Origin of the sequence: Rathayibacter sp. AY1D5, from assembly GCF_002932515.1 — a bacterium.
GTDB lineage: Bacteria > Actinomycetota > Actinomycetes > Actinomycetales > Microbacteriaceae > Rathayibacter.
In genome coordinates this window covers 25,318-49,950 of the sequence record NZ_PSVU01000011.1, presented here as the reverse complement: position 1 = coordinate 49,950, position 24,633 = coordinate 25,318, and the positions used below count along the sequence as shown (strand labels likewise).

Sequence of the window (24,633 nt, the reverse complement as noted above, 5' to 3'; positions counted from 1 at the left end):
TCGAAGGAGGGGGTCCCCCGGGCACGGCTCGGCCGCGCCCCGGTGGGCATCCCGATTGTAGCGGGAGGGTGTCAGCGCGCGGAGCGCAGGCGGGTGCCCTCGGCGAGGCCGCGGGAGGTCTCGGCGACCGCGTCGACCCCGCCGGACGCCAGCGCCCGCACCAGGGCGGATCCGACGATGGCGCCGTCCGCGTAGGCGAGGATCTCGGCGACCTGCTCGCCGGTCGAGATGCCCAGGCCGACGCACGCGCTCTCGGAGCCGGCGGCGCGGAGGCGGTCGACCAGGGTGCGGGCCGCGGAGTCGACATCGGTGCGCGCGCCGGTGATGCCCATCGTCGAGACCGCGTAGACGAATCCACGGCTCGAGTCGACGGCCTGGCGCAGGCGCGTGTCCGTCGAGGACGGTGCCGCGAGGAACACGCGGTCGAGTCCGAGCCGCTCGGAGACGGCGAGCCACTCGGCGCCCTCGTCCGGGATCAGGTCGGGCGTGATGAGGCCGGACCCGCCGGCCTCGGCCAGATCGGTGGCGAAGCGCTCGACCCCGTACTGCAGGACGGGGTTGTAGTAGGTCATCACCAGGACCGGCACGTCGACGCGCGCCCGGATCTCGCGGACGGCCTCGAAGCCGTGGCGGAGGCGGAAGCCGCCCGCGATGGCGGCCTGGGTCGCCTCCTGGATGACGGGTCCGTCCATCACCGGATCGGAGTAGGGCAGACCGAGCTCGATCGCGTCGACGCCGTTCTCGGCCATGGCCACGGCGGCGTCGATGCTGGTCGGCAGGTCGGGGAAGCCGACGGGGAGGTAGCCGATCAGGGCGCCCGCCGCCTCCTCGTTCCGGCGCCGGACGGTCTCGGCGACGCTCGGTCCGCGGCCGCTCACGACTGCACCGCGCCCTGGTCCATGAGGCCGAAGTAGTGCGCAGCGGTCGTCATGTCCTTGTCGCCGCGGCCCGAGAGGTTGACCAGGATGGTGGCCTCGGGGCCGAGCTCGCGCCCGAGCTCCAGCGTGCCGGCCAGCGCGTGCGCGGACTCGATCGCCGGGATGATCCCCTCGGTGCGGCTGAGCAGCATGAGCGCGTCCATCGCGGCCGAGTCGGTGACCGCGCGGTAGTCGGCGCGGCCGATGCTCGAGAGCCACGCGTGCTCCGGGCCGATGCCCGGGTAGTCGAGGCCGGCCGAGATCGAGTGCGACTCGACGGTCTGGCCGTCCTCGTCCTGGAGGAGGAAGCTGCGGGCGCCGTGCAGGACGCCGGGGCGGCCCTTGCTGATGGTCGCCGCGTGGCGGGGGGTCTCGATCCCGTCGCCGCCGGCCTCGAAGCCGACGAGGCGGACCTCGGGGTCGTCGAGGAAGGCGTGGAAGATCCCCATCGCGTTGGAGCCGCCGCCGACGCAGGCGGTGACCGCGGTGGGCAGCGAGCCGGTCAGCTCGAGGACCTGCTCGCGCGCCTCCTCGCCGATGATCTTCTGGAAGTCGCGGACGAGGGCCGGGAACGGGTGCGGGCCCGCGACGGTGCCGAAGATGTAGTTCGTGGTGCCGACGTTCGTCACCCAGTCGCGCATCGCGTCGTTGATCGCGTCCTTGAGGGTGCGCGAGCCGGTCGTCACGGGGATCACCTCGGCGCCGAGCAGGCGCATGCGGGCGACGTTGAGAGCCTGGCGCTCGGTGTCGACCTCGCCCATGTAGACCACGCAGTCGAGGCCGAACAGGGCGGCGGCCGTGGCGGTCGCGACGCCGTGCTGGCCCGCTCCCGTCTCGGCGATGACGCGGGTCTTGCCGATCCGCTTGGTGAGCAGCGCCTGGCCCAGCACGTTGTTGATCTTGTGCGAGCCGGTGTGGTTGAGGTCCTCGCGCTTGAGGATGATCCGCGCTCCGCCGGCGTGCTCGGCGAACCGCGGCACCTCGGTGATGATCGACGGACGGCCGGTGTAGCTGCGGTGCAGCTCCATCAGCTCGGCCGCGAACGCGGGATCGACCTTCGTGCGCTCGTACTCGGCGCTCAGCTCGTCGAGGGCCTCGACGAGGGACTCGGGGACGTAGCGTCCGCCGAACTCGCCGAAGTAGGGGCCGAGTTCATCCCGGAGTGCCATGGGGGTACCGCCTATCGGAGTGGTCAGTGCGCCAGGAAGCCGGCGAGGGTGGAGACGGGGTCGCCGCCGGTGACGAGAGCCTCGCCCACGAGGACGACGTCGGCTCCGGAGCCGCGGTAGTGCGCGACGTCGTCGGCGGTGAGGACGGCCGATTCGGCCACCTTCACCGCGTCGTCGGGGAAGCGCTCGGAGAGGCGGCCGAAGAGGTCGCGGTCGAGCTGGAAGGTGGAGAGGTCGCGGGCGTTCACGCCGATGAGCCGCGCGCCGAGGTCGGCGGCCCGCTCGAGCTCGTCGGCCGAGTGCGTCTCGACGAGCGGGGTCATCCCCAGCTCGAGGACGAGGGCGTGCAGCTCGGCGAGCAGGGGCTGCTCGAGCGCGGCGACGATGAGGAGGACCAGGTCGGCTCCGGCCGCGCGGGCCTCGAGGACCTGGTACGGCTCGGCGACGAAGTCCTTGCGCAGGACGGGGATCGACACGCGCTCGCGGACCGCCTCGAGGTCCGCGAGGGACCCCTTGAAGCGGCGCTCCTCGGTGAGGACGCTGATCGCGCTCGCTCCCCCGAGCTCGTACTGTCCGGCCAGCTCGGCGGGGACGGGGATGTCGGCGAGGGCTCCGCGCGACGGGCTGGCGCGCTTCACCTCGGCGATGATCCTGACGCGCTCGGCGGGGGCCAGAGCGGCCAGGGCGTCGAGGGCGGGCGCCTGGGCGAGCGCGCGGCGCTCGACGGCTCCGAGCGGGGCGCTCTCGCGGCGCCGGGCCGCGTCGGCCAGGGCGCCGGCGGTGAGGTCGGCGAGCACCTAGGCGCGCGCCTTCGGGTTCGCCTTCGCGCCGTTGACGCCGTAGCCCGCCTTGGCCATGCCCATGCCCACGAGCAGACCCACCACGACCAGGCCGGCCGAGAGCCAGACCACCAGGGGCACGTCGAACCAGAACGCGATCGTGCCGATCGTGAATCCGACCAGCATGATGACGACGGCCGTCCACGCTGCGGGCGAGTGGCCGTGGTTGTCGTCGTCGTGCTCGGTGCTCATGGGTCTCCTCCTGGGGGTGCATCGGGACCTGAGCAGTCTAGCGTGAGGCGCCTGAGCGCCCGGCCCCGGACTCGCCTGCGCAGCCGCCTGCAGGAGGCGGGGATGCCGGACCGCCGGACACGACCCCGGCCGGTGTCAGCGGCCCGAGGTGGGGTCGTCGCCGCGCGAGAGCTCGTCCCACGAGACGACCGGGTCGATGTCGCCGTCGTCCGTCTGCAGGGTCGACGCGCCGTGGCCGTAGCCGTCGGCGGGCTCGAAGCGGGACGCGCGCTTCCGCGCCGCTCCCGGCCAGCGGCGCGAGGTCGCGAGGACGCCGATCCCGAGCAGCGCGGTGAGCACGCCGCAGACCAGGGCGACGACGGGCCAGGCCGTCGCGGAGGACGAGGCCACGAGCGCGGCGACGGACTGCTCCCCCGCGATGGCGGTCGCCTCCGTGACCAGCGAGGCGCCGGCGCGCACGGGGTCGCCCAGTGCCGTCGCGGCCGCGAGCACCACCGAGGCGCCGAGGACGACCTGGAGCACACCGAGCACGATCCGGAAGACGGGGCCGGCGATGGCGACGGCCGCGGCGAGGGCGAGGCCCGCGAGCGCCAGGGCGGAGAGCGCGGGCGCGGCGACGGTCCCGGCCACGTCGATCCGCTGGCCCTCCCCCTCGATCGCGGCCAGGGTCAGCGTGGACCAGGTCTGGGTGGAGGAGGTCAGCTCGAGCGCGGCGAGCAGCACGACCCCGAGGATAGCCGTGTACTTCAGCCGCCGTCCGCTCATGCTCACTCCGCCGGACCGAGGCCGGTGAACGGCACGAGGGGGTCGACGTCGAAGCAGGCGTGCTCGCCCGTGTGGCAGGCGGCGCCGATCTGCTCGACCTGGACCAGCAGGGTGTCGGCGTCGCAGTCGAGGGCGGCACCCCGCACGTACTGCGCGTGCCCGGACGTGTCGCCCTTGCGCCAGTACTCCTGGCGCGAGCGCGACCAGAAGGTGACGCGGCCCTCGGTGAGGGTGCGCCGGAGAGCCTCGCGGTCCATCCAGCCCATCATGAGCACCTCGCGGGTGTCGTGCTGCTGGATGATCGCGGGCAGGAGCCCGGCCGGATCGAAGGCGGCGCGGTCCAGGACGGCGTCGAGCTCGGCGGCGGTCATCGGATCTCGATCCCGGAGGCGGCGAGCGCGCGCTTGACGTCACCGATCGTCAGCTCGCGGTTGTGGAAGACGGAGGCGGCGAGCACGGCGTCGGCTCCCGCGTCGACGGCCGGAGCGAAGTGCTCGACGGCGCCGGCGCCTCCGGAGGCGATGACCGGCACGGAGCTCAGCTCCCGCATCGCGGCGATCAGCTCGAGGTCGAAGCCCTGCTTGGTGCCGTCGGCGTCGATGGAGTTGACCAGCAGCTCCCCGGCGCCGCGCTCGACGGCCTCGGCCGCCCAGGCCAGGGCGTCGAGCTCGGTCTCGCGGCGTCCGCCGTGAGTGGTGACGACGAAGCCGGACGCCGTGGCGTCGCTCCGCTTGACGTCGAGCGAGAGCACGAGCACCTGCGCGCCGAAGACGTCGGCGATCTCGCCGAGGAGCTCGGGCCGGGCGATCGCGGCGGAGTTGACGCCCACCTTGTCGGCGCCGTGCGCGAGCAGTCGCGAGACGTCCTCGGCGCTGCGCACGCCTCCGCCGACCGTGAGCGGGATGAAGACCTGCTCGGCGGTCGCCCGCACCACGTCGTAGGTGGTCGAGCGGTCGTCGACCGTGGCGGTGACGTCGAGGAAGGTCAGCTCGTCGGCGCCCTGCTCGAAGTAGAGGCGGGCGAGCTCGACGGGGTCGCCCGCATCGCGCAGGTTCTGGAAGTTGACGCCCTTCACGACGCGGCCGGCGGCGACGTCGAGGCAGGGGATGACGCGGACGGCGAGACTCATCGGCTCCCCCTCTACAGGCGCGCGGCGTGGATGGAGGTGACCAGGATCGCGCGGGCGCCCAGGTCGTACAGGCGGTCCATCACCTGGTTCATGTCCGAGCGCGGCACCATCACGCGGACGGCCACCCACTCGGCGTCGTGCAGCGGCGAGACCGTCGGCGACTCGAAGCCCGGGGCGATCGCCGTGGCGCTCTCCAGGAGCGCGACGGGGCAGTCGTAGTCGAGCAGCACGTACTCGCGGGCGACCAGCACGCCCTGCAGGCGGCGCAGCAGCACCGGGATGCCCTCGGGCTCCCCTGCGGCGGAGACCAGGACGGCGGTCGAGTCCAGGATGACCGGGCCGAAGATCTCGAGGCCGGCCTTGCGGAGCGTGGTGCCGGTCTCGACGACATCGGCGATGACGTCGGCGACGCCGAGCTGGATCGCGGACTCGACCGCGCCGTCGAGGCGGATCAGCGTCACCTCGACGCCGTGCTCCCGGAGGAAGCGGCCCACGAGGCCCGGGTAGCTGGTCGCCACGCGGAGGCCGTCGATCTGCGCGAGCTCGTCGTAGCGGCCTGCGGGCCCGGCGAAGCGGAAGGTGGAGTTCGCGAAGCCGAGGCTCGCGATCTCGCGCGCCTCGGAGCCGGAGTCGATCAGGAGGTCGCGGCCGGTGACCCCGACGTCGAGAGCGCCGGAGCCGACGTAGGTGGCGATGTCGCGCGGGCGCAGGTAGAAGAACTCCACCCCGTTGCGCTCATCGACGACGTGCAGCTCCTTCGGGTCGCGGCGGCCGGTGTAACCGGCCTCCGCGAGCATCTGACCGGCGGTCTCCGAGAGGGAGCCCTTGTTGGGGACGGCGACGCGCAGGAGCGCCGGGGCGGGGGTGGTGGTCACGGGACGTCCTTCATGACTCGACGGCTGTTCAGGGGGCGGCACGGCTCCTCGGGGAGCGTGCGGGCGCGACGGCGCGGAGCGGATACGCACCCCGGCGAGCGGGGCGGGGCTCACAGATGCCGGTAGACGTCGGCCGTCGTCAGTCCCTTGGCGAGCATGAGCACCTGCAGGTGGTAGAGCAGCTGCGAGATCTCCTCGGCGGTGCGCTCGTCGCCCTCGTACTCGGCGGCCATCCACACCTCGGCGGCCTCCTCGACGATCTTCTTGCCGATGAAGTGCACGCCGGCGTCGAGCTCGCGGACGGTGCCCGAACCCTCGGGACGGGCGGCGGCCTTCTCGCCCAGCTCAGCGAAGAGGTCGTCGAAAGTTTTCACCGGGGAAGTCTATACGGCGGCCGGGCGCGGGCCGCCTCAGTGCCGGTGCAGGTGAGCGGTCGCCGTCTCGCGCAGCGACGCGATCGCGGCCTCCGGGTCGTCCGCGCCGAAGACCGCGGAGCCCGCGACGAAGGTGTCGGCTCCCGCCTCCGCTGCGATCTCGATCGTGTCGGGAGCGATCCCGCCGTCGACCTGGAGCCAGACGTCGAGCCCGGTGCGGTCCACCACGTTCCGGAGGGTGCGCAGCTTGGGCATCGTCTCCTCCATGAAGGACTGGCCCCCGAAGCCGGGCTCGACCGTCATCACGAGGACCTGGTCGAACTCGGGCAGGAGGTCGAGGTAGTCGTCCACCATCGTGCCCGGCTTGAGCGCGATCCCCGCCCGCGAGCCGATCTCGCGCAGGCGCCGCGCCAGGGCCACGGCGTCGCGCGCGGCCTCGGCGTGGAAGGTCACGGAGTAGGCGCCGGTCTCGGCGTAGTCGGGGGCCCACCGGTCGGGGTCGTCGATCATCAGGTGCAGGTCGAGCGGGCGGGGCGAGACGTCCTGGAGGCGCTGGACCATGGTCAGCCCGAAGGTGAGGTTCGGCACGAAGTGGTTGTCCATCACGTCGACGTGCACGAGGTCGGCTCCGGCGATGCGCTGCAGCTCGGCCTCGAAGTTCACGAAGTCGGCGGAGAGGATGCTGGGGTTGATCCGTGCGGGCATGCCTCCAGCCTAGATCGGAGCGTCCTCCGCGTCCGCCCGGCCGAGGACGCTCCCGCTCCGGAGGGGTCAGGCGTTCCCGGACGCCGCCTCGAGGGGCCGGCGGCGGAGGAGCTGCACGAACATGGCGTCGGTGCCGTGCCGGTGCGGCCAGAGCTGCACGTGGAGGGGGCCGTCCGGCAGCGGGAGCGGGTCCGCCGTCACCGCGCGCAGCACGGCCGGCGTGTCGACGAGCTCGAGCTCGTGCCGCTCCTGCGCGAGGGCGAGCACGCGCCGGGTCTCGCCGAGGTGCGGCGAGCAGGTCACGTAGGCCAGCAGACCGTCGGGAGCGAGAGCCCTCACCGCGGAGTCGAGCAGCTCGCCCTGGAGTGCGGCCAGCGGCTCCACGTCGGCCGCGGACTTGCGCCAGCGCGCCTCCGGCCGCCGCCGCAGCGCACCGAGACCGGTGCACGGCGCGTCGAGGAGGATGCGGTCGAACGATCCCGGCTGCTCGTCGCCCAGGTCGCGCCCGTCGCCGGTGCGCACCTCGACCGACGGGTCGACGGCGGCCAGCGCCTGCCGCACCAGGCCCGCGCGGCCCGGGACCACCTCGTTGGCGAGCAGCGCCGCCCCTCCTGCGCGCGCCTCCGCCGCGAGCAGCGCCGCCTTGCCGCCGGGTCCCGCGCACAGGTCGAGCCAGCGCTCGCCCGGGCGGACCGGCCGTGCCCGGGAGAGCGCCAGAGCGGCGAGCTGGGAGCCCTCGTCCTGCACGCGCACGCGGCCCTCGTGCACCGCGGGGAACGCCTCCGGGTCGCCGCCGGTGCTGGTCATGCCGACCGGCGAGAACCGGTCGGGTTCGGCGTCGGCGATCTCGCCGGGAGACGCCAGGCCCGGCAGAGCCACCAGGTTCACGCGCGGAGCCGCGTTGTCGGCGGCGAGCAGCGCGTCGAGCTCGTCGGCCGCCCCCTCCGCCGCCAGCGCCCGTCGCAGGGCGCGCACGATCCACACGGGGTGGGAGCTCAGCGCGGCGATCCGGTCGTCCCCGGAGACCGCGGCCGCGGAGACCCGCTCGCGCCACTCGCCGGCGCTCGAGCGCGAGACCGCGCGCAGCACGGCGTTGGCGAAGGCCACCGCTCCCCGCGAGGAGCCGGCCGCGACGAGCGCGACGCTCTCGTTCACCGCGGCGTGCGGGGCCACGCGGGTCGCGAGCAGCTGGTGCACGCCCAGGCGCAGCGCGTCGAGCACGGGCGCATCGATGCTCTCGACGGACCGGCCGGCCGCGAGGGCGATCACGCGGTCGTAGTAGCCGGACATCCGCAGGGTGCCGTAGCAGAGCTCGGTGGCCAGTCCCGCGTCGGCGGGCGAGAGGCCGGCGGCGCTGATCCGCGCGGGCAGGATCAGGTTGGCGTAGGCGTCCGACCCGCTCACCGCGAGCAGGACGTCGTAGGCGACCCGGCGGGCGGGAGCGGCCTCGCGACGGGCGCTCACGCGAGCACCGTGCTCTCGCGCAGGCCGCGGGCCCAGTCGGCGCCGGCCATCGGGGTCCTGCCGGCGGGCTGGACGGTGACCAGCTCGACCGCTCCGTCCGCGGTGCCGACGAGGGCGCGCCCCGCGTCGAGGCGGACGACGCCGGGAGCGAGGTCCCCCTCGGCCGCGCGGACCGCGAGCACCTTGAGACGCGCGTCCCCCACCGCGGTCGAGGCTCCGGGCTCGGGAGTCGTTCCGCGCACGAGCGCGAGTACCCGCGCGGTCGGGAGGCTCCAGTCGATCCGGCCGTCGGCGGCGTCGAGCTTGGGAGCGGGGGTCGCCTCTCCGGCCTGCGGAGTCGCGACGGCCGTGCCCTCCTCCAGCGCGTCGACCACGCCGAGGGTGAGGCCGGCGCCGCTCCCGGCCAGCTCCGTCAGCAGCTCGCCCGCGGTGCGCTCCCCCGCGTCGACGGCGAGCTCGGCGTACACGTCACCGGCGTCGAGCTCGGCGACCAGCTGGAAGACGCTCGCGCCGATCCGCGTGTCGCCCGCCATCAGCGCCCGCTGGACGGGAGCCGCCCCGCGCCAGCGCGGCAGCAGGGAGAAGTGCAGGTTGATCCAGCCCAGGCGCGGCACCGCCAGCAGGCGCTGCCGGACGAGGCCGCCGTAGGCCACGATCACGCCGAGGTCGGGGGCGAGCTCCGCGATCCGGTCGGTCACGTCCTCGTCGAGGCGGTTCGCCCGGATCACCGGGATCCCCAGCTCCTCGGCCGCGACGGCGACCGGCGAGGGGGTGAGCACGCGCTTGCGGCCCACCGGGGCGTCCTCCCGGGTGACCACGGCGACGACCTCGTGCGCGGAGGCGGCGAGGTCGCGGAGGGTCGGAACGGCGGCGGCGGGCGTGCCGGCGAAGACGAGGCGCACGGGGGTCTCCTGGGGAGTCAGAGGATGTCGGGGTCGTCGAGACGGACCCGGAGCCGGGGGGCCGGCCGGAAGCGGCCGGGCGTGGTCGGCGGGCGACGACGGCGCGTGGCGTTGCGGATCACGGCGGAGCGGAGGCGCGCGGCCACATCCGCACCGCGAGCGTAGTCGAACCGGACGATCGCCCGGACGGAGCCGTCCTCGAGCCCGACAGGACCGAGGACCTCGTGCCGGTCGTCCTCGTCGAGCGCGTCGAGCGCCTCCTCCACCGCGTGCGCGTCGCCGCTCACCGTGGCCAGGCGCACCGCGGGCGGGAAGCGCAGAGCGCGCCGCTCCTGGAGCTCGGCCCGGAGGTACTCGGCCTGCCGCCAGGTCGCCAGGGCGGTCGCGAGCCGGCCGCCGACCCCGACCAGGAGGACCGGCGCGCCCGGGCGGGCCAGCGCCGCGGCGTTCGACCAGGTGCGGAGCGCGTCGTCGGCGACCCGCAGGCTCTCGCGGGCCAGCATCCGCTCGCCGTCCAGCAGCAGGACGGCGTGGTAGCCGCCGTCGGCCCGCGGCTCCGCCCCGCGCGTGGCCACGACGAGCGCGGGCTCGTCGGGGAGGGTGAGCACGGGGCGCTGCCCGTCGGCGACGATCACCTTGGCACCCGGGAAGGCGCGTCCGAGCTCCTCCGCGGTGCGGCCCGCGCCGAGGGAGACGAGGCGCAGAGCCGTCGCCTCGCAGACGGAGCAGGTCCAGTCGGCCGCGATCAGGCCGCACCAGCCGCAGCTCGGCCGCCCGCCCTCGGAGTGCACGCCGAGCGGACCCTGGCAGCGGTTGCAGCGTGCGACGGTCCGGCAGCGGGCGCAGGCGACCACCGGCGCGTAGCCGGGGCGCGCGACCTGGACGAGCACGGGACCGGAGTCGAGGGCCTTCCGCGCCTCCCGCCAGGCGGAGGAGGGGATGCGCGCTGCCGCGTCGTGCTCGTCGGCCGCCCACTGCTGGGCGGTCGGCACGACGTGCGGGCGGCGGCTCGGCCGCGGCTCCACCTCGGTCGCGAAGCCGATCTCGACGAGCCGCTCGACCTCGACCGTGCGCGTGTTGCCGAGCAGGACGAGGCCGGCGCCGCTCTGCTCCTGCCGCACCAGGGCGACGTCGCGGGCGTGCGCGTAGGGCGCGAGCGGCTCGGCGAAGAGCGGATCGCCGTCGTCCCAGAGCGCGATCAGGCCGAGGGCGGAGGAGGGCGCGTAGAGGACGGAGCGGTTGCCGACGACGACCCGCGGCCCGGGATCGAGGCAGCGGACGAAGGCGGAGTAGCGCTCGGCGCCCTTCTGCCGCGCATCGAGGCGCACCACCGCCTCCGCGGGGACGAGGGCGGCGAGAGCGAGCTCCAGCTGCTCCTGGTCGCGGTAGTCGGGGACCGCCAGGATCGCGTCGCGGCCCGCGGCGAGCGTGTCCCGGGCGAGCTCGGCGAGCGTGACGGCCCAGCCGCCGACCCACGCGCCCGAGTCGAGCCTCACGGGAGCCGGCACGGCGCCGACCGCCAACCGGGCCCCTTCGGCGAGTCCCGCGAAGGAGGCGGCGGGGTAGCCCGTCACGCCGCCCGCCTCGACCGCGGGCGCCGCAGGAGCGGGACCCGCGGCGAGTCGCGCCTTCTCGACGCGGACGTGGCGGCGCGGCACGGCCAGGCGCAGCACGTCGCTCGCGCCTCCGGAGGCGCGGTCGGCCACCCGGCGGGCGAGGGCCCAGACCTCCGGGGTCAGCACGACGAGCGGCGAGACCAGCTCCTCGATGCCGCTGAGCGCTCCGGCGTGCTCGGTCCCCTCCCCCGTCTCGACGACGAACGCGTCGGCGATCCGGCCTCCGGTCCGCAACGGCACCCGCACGCGCACGCCGGGGACCACCTCGCCGCGCAGCGCCTCCGGCACCGCGTAGTCCAGGAGCCGGTCGAGCTGCGGGAGGGGCGAGTCCAGGAGCACGCGCGCGACGGCTCCGCTCGTCGCCATCGCCGCCGCGCCCGCTACGAGAGGCCCGCGGCGGAGCGCAGGTCGTCGACCCGGTCGAGGCGCTCCCAGGTGAAGTCGGGGAGCTCCCGGCCGAAGTGGCCGTAGGCCGCGGTCTGCGCGTAGATCGGGCGGAGCAGGTCGAGTGCGTGGATGATCGCGGCCGGGCGCAGGTCGAAGACCGAGCGGATCGCCTCGGTGATCGTCTCGTCGGAGACGGTGCCGGTGCCGAAGGTCTCGACGTAGAGGCCGACCGGGGCCGCCTTGCCGATGGCGTAGGCGACCTGCACCTCCAGCCGCGAGGCGAGCCCCGCGGCGACCGCGTTCTTGGCGACCCACCGCATGGCGTAGGCGGCCGAGCGGTCCACCTTCGACGGGTCCTTGCCCGAGAACGCGCCGCCGCCGTGGCGGGACGCTCCGCCGTAGGTGTCGACGATGATCTTGCGGCCGGTGAGCCCGGCGTCACCCTGAGGGCCGCCGATCTCGAAGCGGCCCGTCGGGTTGATCAGCAGGCGCACGGCGGAGGAGTCGAGGTCGACCGTCTCGAGGACGGGGCGGATGACGTGCGCCGCGATGTCCGCGTGGATCGTCTCGGTGCTGACGTGCTCGGCGTGCTGGGTGGACAGGACGACGGTGTCGATGGTGGACGGCGTCGTGCCGTCGTAGCCGATGGTGACCTGGGTCTTGCCGTCGGGTCGGAGGTAGTCGAGCTCGCCCGACTTGCGGACGGCGGCCAGGCGCTCGGCGAGGCGGTGCGAGAGCCAGCTCGGCAGCGGCATGTACTCGGGGGTCTCGTCGGTCGCGAAGCCGAACATCAGGCCCTGGTCGCCCGCGCCCTGGCGGTCGAAGGCGTCCTCGCCCGCCTCGGAGGAGCGGACCTCGAGCGCCGTGTCGACGCCCGCCGCGATCTCGGGCGACTGCTGGCCGATCGAGACCGAGACGCCGCAGGAGCGGCCGTCGAAGCCCTTCTCCGAGGAGTCGTAGCCGATCTCGACGATCGTGTCGCGCACGATCTTGGGGATCTCGACGTAGCCGCTCGTGGAGACCTCGCCCGCGACGTGCACGAGCCCCGTCGTGACCAGCGTCTCGACGGCGACCCGGCTGCGCGGGTCCTCGCGGAGCAGGGCGTCGAGGATGCGGTCCGAGATCTGGTCGCAGATCTTGTCCGGGTGGCCCTCGGTGACGGACTCGGAGGTGAACAGGCGGAGGGGACCGGAGGTCATGCTTCTCTTCTCGTCCCGGCTCGTGCGGACCGGGGTCGTTCGTACCGGGAGTGGCCTGGCGGGCGGATGCCGGGCGGCAGGCGATCGGCGCCTGGGCGGGCGGACCGGCGGGGCTAGCGCACGACCGCGTCGAGGACGCGATCGGCCACCTCCGCCTTGCTGCCCGAGGCCTCGCCAACTATATCGCCGGCCCGATCGAGGACCACGACGGCGTTGCTGTCGCTCTGGAAACCCTCGGCCCAGCCCACCCTGTTGAGGACGAGCAGGTCGCAGCCCTTGCGGGCGATCTTGGCGCGGCCGAGGGCGAGCATCGCGTCCCGGTCCGGCTCGGTCTCCGCGGCGAAGCCGACGACGATCTGCCCCTCCCGCCGGGAGGCGGAGATCTCGGCGAGGACGTCCGGGTTCTTGACGAGCTCGAGGACGAGACGGTCGCCCTGCTGCTCCTTCTTGATCTTCGCGTCGGCGACCGAGGCGGGCCGGTAGTCGGCGACGGCCGCGGCCATGATCACGACGTCCGCGCCGGGGGCCGCGGCGAGGGCGGCCTCGCGCAGCTCGAGCGCGGTGCCCACCGGGAGGACCGTGACGCCCTCCGGCGCCGGCACGTCGAGGTTCGCGGCGAGGAGGGTGACCTCCGCGCCCCGGGCCGCGGCGGCCAGCGCGAGCGCGACGCCCTGCCTGCCGCTGGAGCGGTTGCCGACGAAGCGCACCGGGTCGAGGGGCTCGCGGGTGCCGCCGGCGGTCACGAGGACGCGCACGCCCGCGAGGTCGCGGCGGGCGGAGGCGGAGCGGGCGTGGACGGCGAGGGCCTCCGCCACGATCGTCTCGGGCTCCTCCATGCGGCCGGGGCCCGAGTCGGCGCCGGTGAGGCGGCCGACCGCGGGGCCGACGACGTGCACGCCGCGGGAGCGGAGCACCGCCGTGTTCGCGACGGTGGCGGCGTTCGCCCACATCTCGGTGTGCATCGCGGGGGCGACCACGAGCGGGGCGGTGCTCGCGAGCACCGTGTTGCCGAGCAGGTCGTCGGCGAGGCCGGCGGCGAGCTTGGCGAGCGTGTGCGCCGTCGCGGGCGCGATCACGATGAGGTCGGCGGCCTGGCCGATGGCAACGTGCCGGACCTCGGCGACGCCCTCGTAGAGCTCGGTGTGCACCGGGTTCCGCGAGATGGCCTCGAGGGTGGGCTTCCCGACGAAGCGCAGCGCGGCCTCGGTCGCGACGACGTGCACGTCGTGCTCCGCGAGGACCAGCGCGCGGACGACTCCGACGGCCTTGTACGCGGCGATGCCGCCGGTGATGCCGACGACGACCTTGAGCCGTCGGCCGGCCTCGAGAGAGGAGCCCACCCGGAGGGGACTACTCGGCGAGGGGCTTGGCGACGAGCTTGTCCTCGTTGATCTCGTGCAGTGCGACCGAGAGGGGCTTGTCGTCGATGGTGGAGTCGACCAGCGGGCCGACGTTGTCGAACAGGCTGCCCTCGTGGAGGTCGGCGTAGTAGTCGTTGATCTGGCGGGCGCGCTTGGAGGCGAAGATCACCAGCGCGTACTTGGAGTCGACCTTCGAGAGGAGCTCGTCGATGGGCGGGTCGATGATGCCGAGGTTGTTGGCCATGGGTGTCTCCTTGCAGGCGCATCAGCGCCGATCTGCGGCTCCGGAGCAACACGGCGCGCGGGCTCCGAGGGGCGTGTGCCCGGTGGGACCCGGGGCGTCGGCCCGGAGGTGGTCGGTGGCCCGGTGTCAGCGGCCCGGGTCAGCGGGCGCGCCGTCGGCACGAGGCGACATCAATTCTACGACCTCGCGGGCCGCTTCGGGCACGGTGCTGTTGACGACGGCGAAATCGAACTCGTCCTGCGCGGCCAGCTCCACCTTCGCGGTGGCCAGGCGGCGCTCCTGCTCCTCCGCGCTCTCGGTGCCGCGGCCGACCAGCCGGCGGACCAGCTCGTCCCAGCTCGGCGGCAGGAGGAAGACCAGCCGCGCGTCCGGCATCCGCTCGCGCACCTGACGGGCACCCTGGATGTCGATCTCGAGCATCACCTGCCGGCCCTGCTCCAGCGCGGCGTCGATGGGGCCGCGGGGCGTTCCGTAGCGGTGAGCGTTGTGGACGACGGCGTACTCGAGGAACTCCCCCGCCGCGACCATCCGGTCGAACTCGGCGTCGTCGACGAAGTAGTAGCTGACGCCGTCCACCTCGCCCGGACGCGGGGCCCGGGTGGTGGCCGAGACCGAGAGCAGGACGTCCGGGTAGTTCTCGCGGATGTAGGTCGACACCGTGCCCTTGCCGACCGCGGTCGGACCGGCGAGGACGAGCAGGCGGTTGCGGCCGGGGCGGCGCTGCCGCGACTCCCGCTCCTCCAGGAACGACGCCAGGCCCTCGACCTGGCGCCGGCCGAGCCCGCCGAGGCGCTTCGACTCAGCGATCCGCAGCTGGTCCATCACCCTGGGCGTCTTGACCACGCCGAGCGCGGGCACGGCGCGGAGCAGCTCGCTGACGCGCATCCGCCCCTCGACTCCGAGCGGCTCGGCCTGGGCGGCCGCGAGCACGGCGGTCGCGGGGCGGCGTCCGGCGGCGACGGCCTTCTTGACGGCGGCGCGGGCACGGCGCGCCGCGATCGCGGCCTCGGAGGCGGCGCGCCGGTCGACCTCGGGCGGCGAGGGACGGCGCACGGCCTCCGGGCCCGAGGAGGCGCCGGGATCGGGGCTGACGGTTTCAGCGGACAAGGGTCTCCTGGATGTCGGTCGCGCGGCGGGTGATCTCGGCCGCGATCCCCGAGGGGCCGGCGCCGAGCACGCTCCGCGACTCGCTGACGATGGTGGCGGCGCTCAGCGCGCCGAACAGCCGCTGCGCGTCCGCGACGGCCGCGCCCTGGTGGCCGAAGCCGGGCGCGAGCACCGGGAGTGCGGGGTGCAGCGGCTCGTCGATGCCGATGCCGAAGTCGCCCAGGGCGACCGTGGCGCCGAGCACCACGCCGACCGAGCCGATCGACGCGCGAGCGTGAGCGTCGTTCCAGGATGCCACGTCCGCCACGACCGCGCGTGCCACGGTGTATCCCGCCCGGCCGCCGTCCTGCACGAGGGCGCGCTGCACGGGACGTGCCTCGGGGTTGGAGGTGGCTGCGAGGACGAACACGCCCTTGCCCGCCTCCTCGGCGAGGGTCAGCATCCCCTCGAGGGAGCCGAGCCCCTGGTAGGCCGCCGCGGTCAAGGCGTCCGCCTCGAGCGGCGAGCCCGGCCGGAGCCACGCCTCGGCGTAGGCGGTGACGCTCGTGCCGATGTCGCCGCGCTTGACGTCGGCGATCACCAGCAGTCCGGCCTCGCGCGCGTCGGCGAGCACGCGCTCGAGCGCGGCGTAGCCCGCCGAGCCGTGCCGCTCGAAGAACGCGATCTGCGGCTTCACCACGCCCACGCGGCCGGCCGCCGCCTCGACGACCGTGCGGCCGAAGCTCTCGAGTCCGGCTGCGTCGTCGGCGAGGCCCCACGCGTCGAGCAGGTACGCGTGCGGGTCGATCCCGACGCAGAGCCGGCCGTGCGCGGCGAACGCCGCCTCGAGGCGCGAGCCGAAGGAGGCGGTGCCCGCCGCGCCGCCGCTCACGCGGTGCGCTCCGCGCGGCGCAGGGCGTAGTCCTGCAGGCTCGTCACCTCGAAGGGCTCGTTCGCCGCGTCGAGCGAGGCGACCGCGGCCGCGAGCTGGGCGATCGTGGTGAACAGCGGCTTGTCCGCGGCGACCGCGGCGGCGCGGATCTCGTAGCCGTCGGCGCGGGTCGCTCCTCCGCTGGGCGTGTTGATCACCACGTCGACCTCGTCGCGGGCGATCAGCTCGACGATGGAGGGCGCGTCGCCCTCGGCGGTCTCGCTGTACTTGCGGACCACGCGGGCCTGGATCCCGTTGCGGTTCAGCACCTCGGCCGTGCCCTCGGTCGCGAGGATGTCGAAGCCGAGCTGGCGCAGGCGCAGCGCGGGCAGGACGATCGAGCGCTTGTCGCGGTCGGCGACCGAGATGAACACGGTCCCGCTCGCCGGCATGCCGCCGTACGCGGCGTCCTGGCTCTTCGCGAAGGCGCGCGGGAAGTCGCGGTCGATCCCCATGACCTCGCCGGTGGAGCGCATCTCGGGCCCGAGCAGCGAGTCGACGATCTGGCCCTCCTTGGTGCGGAAGCGCTTGAACGGCAGGACCGCCTCCTTCACCGCGATGGGAGAGTCCATCGGGACGTCGGAGCCGTCGCGCTCGGGCAGCAGGCCCTCGGCCTTCAGCGCGGCGATGGTCTCGCCCACCATCAGGCGCGACGCGGCCTTCGCGAGCGGGATCCCCAGCGCCTTCGACACGAACGGCACGGTGCGCGAGGCCCGGGGGTTCGCCTCGAGCACGTAGAGCACGCCCTGGCCGATCGCGAACTGGACGTTCAGCAGTCCCCGGACGCCGACGCCCTGCGCGATCGCGAGGGTCGCCTCCCGCACCTGGTCGATCTGCCGGCGGCCGAGCGTCACCGGCGGGAGCGTGCACGCCGAGTCGCCGGAGTGGATGCCGGCCTCCTCGATGTGCTCCATCACGCCGCCGATGTAGAGCTGCTCCCCGTCGAAGAGCGCGTCGACGTCGATCTCGATCGCGTCGTCGAGGAAGCGGTCCACCAGCAGCGGGTGCGCCTCGTCGATGATCCCCTCGCCGGCCATCCGCTCGAAGTAGTCCTCGAGCTGGGGCGTGCCGTAGACGATCTCCATGCCGCGCCCGCCGAGGACGAACGACGGACGGACGAGGACCGGGTAGCCGATCTCCACCGCGACCTCACGGGCGCCGTCGAGGTCGGTCGCGGTGCCGTTGCGCGGAGCGAGAAGCCCCGCCTCGTCGAGGATCCGCGAGAACGCGCCGCGCTCCTCCGCGAGGTCGATGTTCGCGGGGGTGGTGCCGAGGATGGGCACGCCGGCCGCCTCGAGGCCCGCGGCGAGCCCGAGCGCCGTCTGGCCGCCCAGCTGCACGACGACGCCGACGAGCTCGCCGGACTGCGACTCCGCGTGGATGACCTCGAGCACGTCCTCGAGAGTCAGCGGCTCGAAGTAGAGGCGGTCCGAGGTGTCGTAGTCGGTCGAGACCGTCTCGGGGTTGCAGTTGATCATGATCGTCTCGAAGCCCGCGTCCGAGAGCGCGAACGAGGCGTGCACGCAGGAGTAGTCGAACTCGACCCCCTGGCCGATGCGGTTGGGGCCGGAGCCCAGGATGACGACCTTGCGGCGGTCGGCGGCGACGACCTCCGTCTCCTCGTCGTACGAGGAGTAGTGGTACGGCGTGAGCGCCGGGAACTCGCCCGCGCAGGTGTCGACGGTCTTGTAGACCGGGCGCACGTCCAGCGCGTAGCGGGTGCGGCGGACCTCCGCCTCGTCGAGCCCGCGGAGCTCGGCGATCTGCGCGTCCGAGAAGCCGTGGTCCTTCGCCAGGCGGAGGAGTCCGGCGTCGAGGCCGTCGTGCTCGCGCACCAGGTCGGCGATCTCGTTGATCAGCACGATCTGGTCGAGGAACCAGGGGTCGATCTTCGTGGACTCGAACGCCTGCTCGACCGTGGCTCCCAGGCGCAGCGCCTGCTGCACGGTGACGATGCGGCCGTCGGTCGGGGTCCTCGCGATCTCGAGGAGCTCCTCGACCGAGCGCTCCTGCGCGCCCCAGTGGAACGACGAGCCGCGCTTCTCGAGCGAGCGGAGCGCCTTCTGCAGCGCCTGCGCGTAGTTGCGGCCGATCGCCATCGCCTCGCCCACCGACTTCATGGTCGTGGTCAGCGTCTTGTCGGCGGCCGGGAACTTCTCGAACGCGAACCGCGGGACCTTCACGACCACGTAGTCCAGCGTCGGCTCGAAGCTCGCCGGCGTCACCTTGGTGATGTCGTTCGGGATCTCGTCCAGGCGGTAGCCGATGGCGAGCTTCGCGGCGATCTTGGCGATCGGGAAGCCGGTCGCCTTGGAGGCGAGGGCGGAGGAGCGGGAGACGCGCGGGTTCATCTCGATCACGATGATCCGGCCGTCCGCCGGGTCGATCGCGAACTGGATGTTGCAGCCGCCGGTGTCCACGCCCACGTCGCGGATGATCCGGATGCCGATGTCGCGCAGCTTCTGGTACTCGCGGTCGGTGAGGGTCAGCGCCGGTGCGACGGTGATCGAGTCGCCCGTGTGCACGCCGACGGGGTCGACGTTCTCGATCGAGCAGACGACGACCGTGTTGTCGGCCGTGTCGCGCATGAGCTCGAGCTCGTACTCCTTCCAGCCGAGGATCGACTCCTCCAGGAGAACCTCGGTGGTGGGGCTCTGGTGCAGGCCGTCGCCGACCATCCGCACCAGCTCCTCGCGGGTGTAGGCGAAGCCGGAGCCCAGGCCGCCCATGGTGAACGACGGGCGGATGACGAGGGGATAGCCCAGGTCCTCGGCGTACTCGATCGCCTCGTCGACGGTGTGCGCGATGTAGGACTTCGCGACGTCGGCGCCCGCGTCCAGCACCAGCTGCTTGAAGATCTGGCGGTCCTCGCCGCGGTTGATCGCCTCGAAGCTCGCGCCGATGAGCTCGACGCCGTACTTCTCGAGGATCCCGAGGTCGTGCAGCTGGATGGCCGCGTTCAGGGCCGTCTGCCCGCCGAGGGTCGGCAGGATCGCGTCCGGCTTCTCCTTGGCGATGATCGCCTCGATCGCCTTGGGCGTGATCGGCTCCACGTAGGTGGCGTCGGCGAAGTCGGGATCGGTCATGATCGTCGCCGGGTTGGAGTTGACGAGGATCACGCGCACCCCCTCGGCGCGCAGCACGCGGCAGGCCTGGGTGCCGGAGTAGTCGAACTCGACGGCCTGTCCGATGACGATCGGGCCGGAGCCGATGACCAGGACGCTCTGGATGTCTTCCCTGCGCGGCATTACTTCTGCTCTCCGATGCTGCTGGTCGTGGGGATGTCGGTGGGCTCCGAGGCCCCGCGCCCGGCCGTGCGCTGCACGACCATCTCGCGGAAGCGGTCGAAGAGGTGGTTGGAGTCGTGCGGGCCGGCCGCCGCCTCCGGGTGGTACTGCACCGAGAAGGCGGGGATGTCGAGGCAGCGCAGGCCCTCCACGACCGAGTCGTTGAGGGAGTAGTGGCTGACCTCGACGCGGCCGAAGCCCTCGGGCGAGTCCAGCTCGCCCTCGATCGGCGCGTCCACGGCGAACCCGTGGTTCTGCGAGGTGATCTCCACGCGGCCGGTGAGCTTGTCGAGCACGGGCTGGTTGATCCCGCGGTGGCCGAACGGGAGCTTGTAGGTGCCGAAGCCGAGAGCGCGCCCCAGCAGCTGGTTGCCGAAGCAGATGCCGAAGAACGGCAGGTCGGCGCGCAGCGTGGTGCGCAGCAGCTCGACGTGGCGGTCCGAGGCCTCGGGGTCGCCGGGGCCGTTGGAGAAGAAGAGCGCGGACGGGTCGAGCGCGAGCACCTGCTCGGCGGTCACCGACTCGGGCAGCACGTGGACGTCGAAGCCGCGCTCCGCGAGGTAGTTGACCGTCGAGGTCTTCACCCCCAGGTCGATGACCGCGACCGAGCCGACGCGCTCGCCGCGGGCGGGCACCGTGTACTGCTCGTCGGTCGAGACCGAGGAGGAGAGGTTGAGCCCCTGCATCTGCCGGCCGCCGAGGACCAGCGCGAGCTGCTCCTCCTCGGGGAGGGCGAGGTCCTCGCCGGAGAACACGCCGGCGCGCATCGAGCCGGCCGAGCGGATGTGGCGGGTGATCGCCCGGGTGTCGACGCCGGAGATCCCGACGATGCCGTCGGTCTCCAGGTCGTCGCCGAGGGAGCGCTGCGCGCGGAAGTTGGAGACGACGCGGGAGGGGTCGCGGACGACGTAGCCGGCGACCCAGATGCGGCGCGACTCCATGTCCTCGTCGTTGGTCCCGGTGTTGCCGATGTGGGGCGCGGTCTGCACGACGATCTGGCCGGCGTAGCTCGGGTCGGTCAGCGTCTCCTGGTACCCGGTCATGCCGGTGGCGAAGACGATCTCGCCCAGGGTGCGGCCTCGGGCGCCGTAGGCCTGTCCCCGGAATCGTCGTCCGTCCTCGAGGACGAGGACGGCGGTGGGTTCGGTGCTGAGGCGTGTCGTTGGCACGGACTAGGAGCCCTTCTGGGTCGTGTCGGGACCGCCGTCGGCGGCTCCGGGGTGGGAGGGGGAGGAACGGGGGCCGGCGAGGCGCTGCAGCTCGGCGACCAGGTGCGCCCGGAGGGCGGGCTCGGCCACGCGGAGGTAGCTGTCGACGGTCTCGTCGCCGCGGGGCGACCAGGAGATCACGAGCAGGCCGCCCTCCTCGACGACGCGGTCGATCACGTAGCTGCCCTGGCCCGCTCCGCGCAGGAGGGAGGCCGGGATCACCGTCTCGCGCTCGCCGACGGGGGCGATCACGACGCCGCGCTCGTGGAGGCGCAGCACAGCGTTGCCGCGGAAGCCGAGCCCCGGCAGCACGACGCGCTCGAGCGGCTGCTCGAAGCGGGTCGTGGCCACGTACGGGAGGTCGACGCGCTCGACCTCGGCGCCCAGCGAGGACGCGGGCACGGGCTCCGGCGCGAGGGCGGCCGAGCGGCGGCGCCGCGCGCGCCAGGAGAGCAGCATGCCGACGAAGACGAGGACGACGACCGCGGCGATGACGATCGTGATCGCGGCCCTATCCACGGGAGGCCTTCGCGGAGGCGGCGACGACCGCCGCGTCGACGAGCTCGCCGTCCAGCACGGTCGGGAAGCCCCGGTGGAGGGTGGCGACGACGCGGCCCGGCAGCTCGCGACCGAGGTACGGGGAGTTGCCGCTGCGGCCGCGCAGGTCCTCGACGGAGAAGCGGCGTCGCGCCTCCGGGTCGTAGAGCACGACGTTCGCGGCGGCCCCGACGGCGAGGCCGCGGTCGTAGCCGTCGAGCCGGCCGACGCGGGCGGGGGCGGAGGAGAGCACGCGCGCGACGTCGGACCAGCTCATCCGCCCGTCCTCGACGACGGCGGCGTGCACCACGCTCAGCGCGCTCTCGAGGCCGACCATGCCGAACGCCGCGGCGTCCCACTCGCAGTCCTTCGCCTCGACCGGGTGCGGCGCGTGGTCGGTGGCGACGATGTCGATGGTGCCGTCGGCGAGGGCCTCGCGGAGGGCGAGCACGTCCTCGTCGCGGCGCAGCGGCGGGTTCACCTTGAAGCGGGCGTCGTAGCTCGGCCCGTCCTGGCCGGCGACGGCCTGCTCGGTGAGGAGCAGGTGGTGGGGGGTGACCTCGGCGGTCACGTCGATCCCCCGGGCCTTCGCCCAGCGGATGACGTCGACCGAGCCCGCGGTCGAGACGTGGCAGACGTGGAGGCGGGAGCCCACGTGCTCGGCGAGGAGCACGTCGCGGGCGATGATCGCCTCCTCGGCCACGGCGGGCCAGCCCTGCAGGCCGAGGGCGCTGGAGACGGCGCCCTCGTTCATCTGTGCGCTCACGGTGAGCCGCGGCTCCTGCGCGTGCTGGGCGACGACTCCGTCGAACGCCTTGACGTACTCGAGAGCGCGGCGCATCAGCAGCGCGTCCGAGACGCACTTCCCGTCGTCCGAGAAGACCCGCACGGCCGCGCGGCTGCGGGCCATCGCGCCGAGCTCGGCGAGCGACTCCCCCGCCAGACCCACGGTCACCGCGCCGATCGGGCGGACCGTCGCGTAGCCGGCGTCCTCGCCCAGGCTCTGCACCTGCTCGACCACGCCCGCGGTGTCCTGCACCGGCGAGGTGTTCGCCATCGCGAAGACGGCGGTGAAGCCTCCGGCGGCCGCAGCTCGCGTCCCGGTGAGGATCGTCTCGCTCTGCTCGAACCCCGGCTCGCGCAGGTGGGTGTGCAGGTCGACCAGGCCGGGCAGCGCCAGCAGGCCGTCGGCGTCGATCACGCGGGCCCCGCGAGAGTCGAGGTCGGCGCCGATCTCGACGATCACGCCCCCGTCGATCAGCAGGTCGGCGGTCGACTCGTCGGCGAGCGTCGCCCCCGAGATCAGGATCCGCTCCGGCGCCGTGCTCTGAAGCGGCTGGGCAGTGCTCATCAGTGGACCTCCCGTTCGCCGGACAGCAGCAGGTAGAGCGCGGCCATCCGGACGGACACTCCGTTCGTGACCTGTTCAAGCACCGTGGAGCGGCTCGAATCGGCGGCCGCCGAGGAGATCTCGACGCCCCTGTTCATGGGTCCGGGGTGCATGACGATGGTATCGGGACCCAGCCGGGCGAGCCGCTCGTCGTCGAGGCCCCAGATCCGCGCGTACTCCCGGCCGTTGGGGAAGAACCCGCTCGACATCCGCTCGAGCTGGATGCGCAGGAGCATCACGACGTCGGGGAGCCCGGTGTCGATCGCCTCGTCCAGATCGAAGCGGATGGTCGCGGGCCAGTCGCGCGTGTCGACCGGCACGAGGGTCGGCGGTGCGACCAGGGTCACCTCGGCGCCCAGCGCCGTCAGCAGCCAGACGTTCGAGCGCGCCACCCGCGAGTGCAGGACGTCGCCCACGATCGTGACCGCGACGCCGTCGAGGCTCTTGCCGCGGGACGCGGAGGCGCCGTGCAGGCGCCGGCGGATGGTGAACGCGTCCAGGAGCGCCTGGGTCGGGTGCTCGTGGGTCCCGTCACCGGCGTTGAGGATCGACGCGTCGATCCAGCCGCTCGCCGCCAGAACCGCGGGGGCTCCGGAGGCGCTGTGGCGGATGACCACGCCGTCGGCGCCCATCGCGGCGAGCGTCTGCGCGGTGTCCTTCAGGCTCTCGCCCTTGGAGACGCTGGAGCCCTTCGCGCTGAAGTTGATGACGTCGGCCGAGAGCCGCTTCGCCGCCGCCTCGAACGAGATCCGCGTGCGGGTGGAGTCCTCGAAGAAGAGATTGACCACGGTCTTCCCGCGCAGGGTCGGCAGCTTCTTGACCTCGCGGTTCTGCACGTCCGCCATGTCCTCGGCGATGTCGAGGAGTGCGATCGCGCTCGCGCGGTCGAGGTCCCGGGTCGAGAGCAGGTGCTTCACGGAGCCGTCTCCTCGCCGGCGGCCTGCGACTCGATCGCGACCACGTCCTCACCGTCCGTCTCGACGAGCCGGACGTTGATCCGCTCACTCAGGCTGCTCGGCAGGTTCTTGCCGACGAAGTCCGCCCGGATCGGGAGCTCGCGGTGCCCGCGGTCGACCAGCGCGGCCAGCCGCACGGCCCGCGGACGGCCGATGTCGCTGAGGGCGTCCAGGGCGGCGCGGATGGTGCGGCCCGAGAAGAGGACGTCGTCGACGAGGACCACGGTCCGGCCGTCGATGCTCGCGGGGACGGCGGTGCGCGCGGGGGTGCGGACCGGGTGCCGGGAGAGGTCGTCGCGGTACATGGTCACGTCGAGGGAGCCGGCGAAGACGGGGGGACCGTCCGGCTCGATCCGCGCGATCGTCTCGGCGATGCGCCTCGCGAGGGCGACGCCGCGCGTCGGGATGCCGAGGACGACCAGCGACTCGGGGCCGCGGTTCGACTCGAGGATCTCGTGGGCGATGCGCGTGAGCGCTCGCGTGATGTCAGCGCCGTTGAGCACGATTCGTGCCGTCACACCGACCTCCTTCCCCGCCTCACAGGACGGCTGTTAAAGGAAAAGCCGTGTCGAGTATAGGGGCCGTCGCGCGGCCCGCCGGACGGGCAGCCCGGGAACGACCTCGGCCCGCCCGATCACGGGGATCCGGCGGGCCGAGCAGGTCTCCGAGGCGGGTCAGGCCGTCGTGCGGGACTCCGCGACGGAGGCGAGGAGCCCGTTGATGAAGCCCGCCGAGTCGTCGGTCGACAGCGACGTGGCGGCCTCGACGGCCTCCGAGATGGCGACGCCGTCGGGCACCGCGTCGTTGTGCAGGATCTCCCACACCCCGATCCGGAGGATCGCGCGGTCGACCAGCGGCATGCGCGAGAGGGTCCAGCCCTGGGCGAGCCGGGCGATCAGCTCGTCGATCTCGTCGGCGTGGTCGATGACCCCGTCGACGATCTCGCGGGCGTAGAGCCACGAGGCCTCACGGGCCGGCTCGTTCGCCGCTCGCTCGGCCTCGGCGCGCAGCGACTGGGCGAAGCTGATCTGCCGGACGTCGGCGTTGTAGAGGATGTCGAGGGCGCGCTTGCGCGCCTTCGTGCGAGCACTCACGGGAGG

Annotated in this window: 25 protein-coding genes; all 25 read right to left on the bottom strand. The window is 73.5% G+C overall.

Going from position 1 to position 24,633, the window contains the following annotated elements; translation table 11 throughout:
* Window positions 1-71 precede the first annotated feature (71 nt).
* Window positions 72-878, bottom strand: coding sequence for a tryptophan synthase subunit alpha (gene trpA, locus C5C82_RS05190; protein ID WP_104232657.1), 807 nt, complete (start codon window positions 876-878; stop codon window positions 72-74).
* A complete protein-coding gene (gene trpB, locus C5C82_RS05185; protein WP_104225310.1) occupies window positions 875-2,086 on the bottom strand; it encodes a tryptophan synthase subunit beta in 1,212 nt (403 codons plus the stop codon). The genes trpA and trpB overlap by 4 nt, the downstream gene beginning before the upstream one ends.
* A gap of 23 nt (window positions 2,087-2,109) precedes the next feature.
* A complete protein-coding gene (gene trpC, locus C5C82_RS05180) occupies window positions 2,110-2,883 on the bottom strand; it encodes an indole-3-glycerol phosphate synthase TrpC (RefSeq protein ID WP_104354713.1) in 774 nt (257 codons plus the stop codon).
* Window positions 2,884-3,117, bottom strand: coding sequence for a DUF6704 family protein (locus C5C82_RS05175; RefSeq protein WP_104221860.1), 234 nt, complete (start codon window positions 3,115-3,117; stop codon window positions 2,884-2,886). It lies immediately after the preceding gene.
* 135 nt (window positions 3,118-3,252) lie between these two features.
* A complete protein-coding gene (locus C5C82_RS05170; protein ID WP_104354712.1) occupies window positions 3,253-3,882 on the bottom strand; it encodes a Trp biosynthesis-associated membrane protein in 630 nt (209 codons plus the stop codon).
* A 2-nt stretch (window positions 3,883-3,884) separates the two neighbouring features.
* On the bottom strand, window positions 3,885-4,253 hold the full coding sequence (gene hisI / locus C5C82_RS05165) for a phosphoribosyl-AMP cyclohydrolase (RefSeq protein ID WP_104354711.1): 369 nt from the start codon (window positions 4,251-4,253) through the stop codon (window positions 3,885-3,887).
* Window positions 4,250-5,011: an imidazole glycerol phosphate synthase subunit HisF gene (hisF, locus tag C5C82_RS05160; RefSeq protein WP_104221853.1), complete on the bottom strand. Its 762-nt coding sequence runs from the start codon at window positions 5,009-5,011 to the stop codon at window positions 4,250-4,252. Before hisF ends, hisI begins: the two co-directional genes overlap by 4 nt.
* 11 nt (window positions 5,012-5,022) lie before the next feature.
* Complete coding sequence (gene hisG / locus C5C82_RS05155; protein ID WP_104221851.1) at window positions 5,023-5,886, bottom strand: ATP phosphoribosyltransferase; 864 nt, start codon at window positions 5,884-5,886, stop codon at window positions 5,023-5,025.
* Between the two features lie 110 nt (window positions 5,887-5,996).
* The gene (locus C5C82_RS05150) at window positions 5,997-6,260 is read right to left on the bottom strand and encodes a phosphoribosyl-ATP diphosphatase (RefSeq protein WP_055791842.1); all 264 of its coding nucleotides are present in this window, start codon (window positions 6,258-6,260) and stop codon (window positions 5,997-5,999) included.
* 36 nt (window positions 6,261-6,296) lie between these two features.
* Window positions 6,297-6,965: a ribulose-phosphate 3-epimerase gene (gene rpe, locus C5C82_RS05145; protein ID WP_104317180.1), complete on the bottom strand. Its 669-nt coding sequence runs from the start codon at window positions 6,963-6,965 to the stop codon at window positions 6,297-6,299.
* 66 nt (window positions 6,966-7,031) lie between these two features.
* Window positions 7,032-8,429 carry an RsmB/NOP family class I SAM-dependent RNA methyltransferase gene (locus tag C5C82_RS05140; RefSeq protein ID WP_258065189.1) on the bottom strand — a complete coding sequence of 466 codons (1,398 nt, stop codon included), beginning with the start codon at window positions 8,427-8,429 and terminating at the stop codon, window positions 7,032-7,034.
* Window positions 8,426-9,331: a methionyl-tRNA formyltransferase gene (locus C5C82_RS17440; protein ID WP_181129970.1), complete on the bottom strand. Its 906-nt coding sequence runs from the start codon at window positions 9,329-9,331 to the stop codon at window positions 8,426-8,428. The genes C5C82_RS05140 and C5C82_RS17440 overlap by 4 nt, the downstream gene beginning before the upstream one ends.
* Before the next feature lie 17 nt (window positions 9,332-9,348).
* Window positions 9,349-11,313 carry a hypothetical protein gene (locus tag C5C82_RS05130; RefSeq protein ID WP_104257839.1) on the bottom strand — a complete coding sequence of 655 codons (1,965 nt, stop codon included), beginning with the start codon at window positions 11,311-11,313 and terminating at the stop codon, window positions 9,349-9,351.
* Window positions 11,314-11,327: 14 nt separating this feature from the next.
* A complete protein-coding gene (metK, locus tag C5C82_RS05125) occupies window positions 11,328-12,533 on the bottom strand; it encodes a methionine adenosyltransferase (RefSeq protein ID WP_104257840.1) in 1,206 nt (401 codons plus the stop codon).
* A 113-nt stretch (window positions 12,534-12,646) separates the two neighbouring features.
* Complete coding sequence (gene coaBC / locus C5C82_RS05120; RefSeq protein WP_104257841.1) at window positions 12,647-13,873, bottom strand: bifunctional phosphopantothenoylcysteine decarboxylase/phosphopantothenate--cysteine ligase CoaBC; 1,227 nt, start codon at window positions 13,871-13,873, stop codon at window positions 12,647-12,649.
* Between the two features lie 10 nt (window positions 13,874-13,883).
* On the bottom strand, window positions 13,884-14,138 hold the full coding sequence (gene rpoZ / locus C5C82_RS05115; RefSeq protein WP_104221835.1) for a DNA-directed RNA polymerase subunit omega: 255 nt from the start codon (window positions 14,136-14,138) through the stop codon (window positions 13,884-13,886).
* Window positions 14,139-14,264: 126 nt separating this feature from the next.
* Window positions 14,265-15,191: a guanylate kinase gene (gene gmk / locus C5C82_RS05110; protein WP_104354723.1), complete on the bottom strand. Its 927-nt coding sequence runs from the start codon at window positions 15,189-15,191 to the stop codon at window positions 14,265-14,267.
* Window positions 15,192-15,234: 43 nt separating this feature from the next.
* The gene (gene pyrF, locus C5C82_RS05105; RefSeq protein WP_104354710.1) at window positions 15,235-16,116 is read right to left on the bottom strand and encodes an orotidine-5'-phosphate decarboxylase; all 882 of its coding nucleotides are present in this window, start codon (window positions 16,114-16,116) and stop codon (window positions 15,235-15,237) included.
* Window positions 16,113-19,403, bottom strand: coding sequence for a carbamoyl-phosphate synthase large subunit (gene carB, locus C5C82_RS05100; protein WP_104221829.1), 3,291 nt, complete (start codon window positions 19,401-19,403; stop codon window positions 16,113-16,115). The genes pyrF and carB overlap by 4 nt, the downstream gene beginning before the upstream one ends.
* Window positions 19,403-20,611, bottom strand: coding sequence for a glutamine-hydrolyzing carbamoyl-phosphate synthase small subunit (gene carA / locus C5C82_RS05095; RefSeq protein ID WP_104225321.1), 1,209 nt, complete (start codon window positions 20,609-20,611; stop codon window positions 19,403-19,405). The genes carB and carA overlap by 1 nt, the downstream gene beginning before the upstream one ends.
* Window positions 20,612-20,614: 3 nt before the next feature.
* Window positions 20,615-21,169 (bottom strand): hypothetical protein, encoded by a 555-nt coding sequence (locus tag C5C82_RS05090; protein ID WP_104255383.1) that lies wholly within the window; start codon window positions 21,167-21,169, stop codon window positions 20,615-20,617.
* The gene (locus C5C82_RS05085; RefSeq protein ID WP_104354709.1) at window positions 21,162-22,538 is read right to left on the bottom strand and encodes a dihydroorotase; all 1,377 of its coding nucleotides are present in this window, start codon (window positions 22,536-22,538) and stop codon (window positions 21,162-21,164) included. Before C5C82_RS05085 ends, C5C82_RS05090 begins: the two co-directional genes overlap by 8 nt.
* Entirely contained in the window at window positions 22,538-23,494 is a 957-nt protein-coding gene (locus tag C5C82_RS05080) for an aspartate carbamoyltransferase catalytic subunit (protein WP_104224749.1), read from the bottom strand. Before C5C82_RS05080 ends, C5C82_RS05085 begins: the two co-directional genes overlap by 1 nt.
* Window positions 23,491-24,051: a bifunctional pyr operon transcriptional regulator/uracil phosphoribosyltransferase PyrR gene (gene pyrR, locus C5C82_RS05075; RefSeq protein ID WP_104354708.1), complete on the bottom strand. Its 561-nt coding sequence runs from the start codon at window positions 24,049-24,051 to the stop codon at window positions 23,491-23,493. The genes C5C82_RS05080 and pyrR overlap by 4 nt, the downstream gene beginning before the upstream one ends.
* Before the next feature lie 156 nt (window positions 24,052-24,207).
* Window positions 24,208-24,627 (bottom strand): transcription antitermination factor NusB, encoded by a 420-nt coding sequence (gene nusB, locus C5C82_RS05070; RefSeq protein ID WP_104224751.1) that lies wholly within the window; start codon window positions 24,625-24,627, stop codon window positions 24,208-24,210.
* Between the last annotated feature and the right edge of the window lie 6 nt (window positions 24,628-24,633).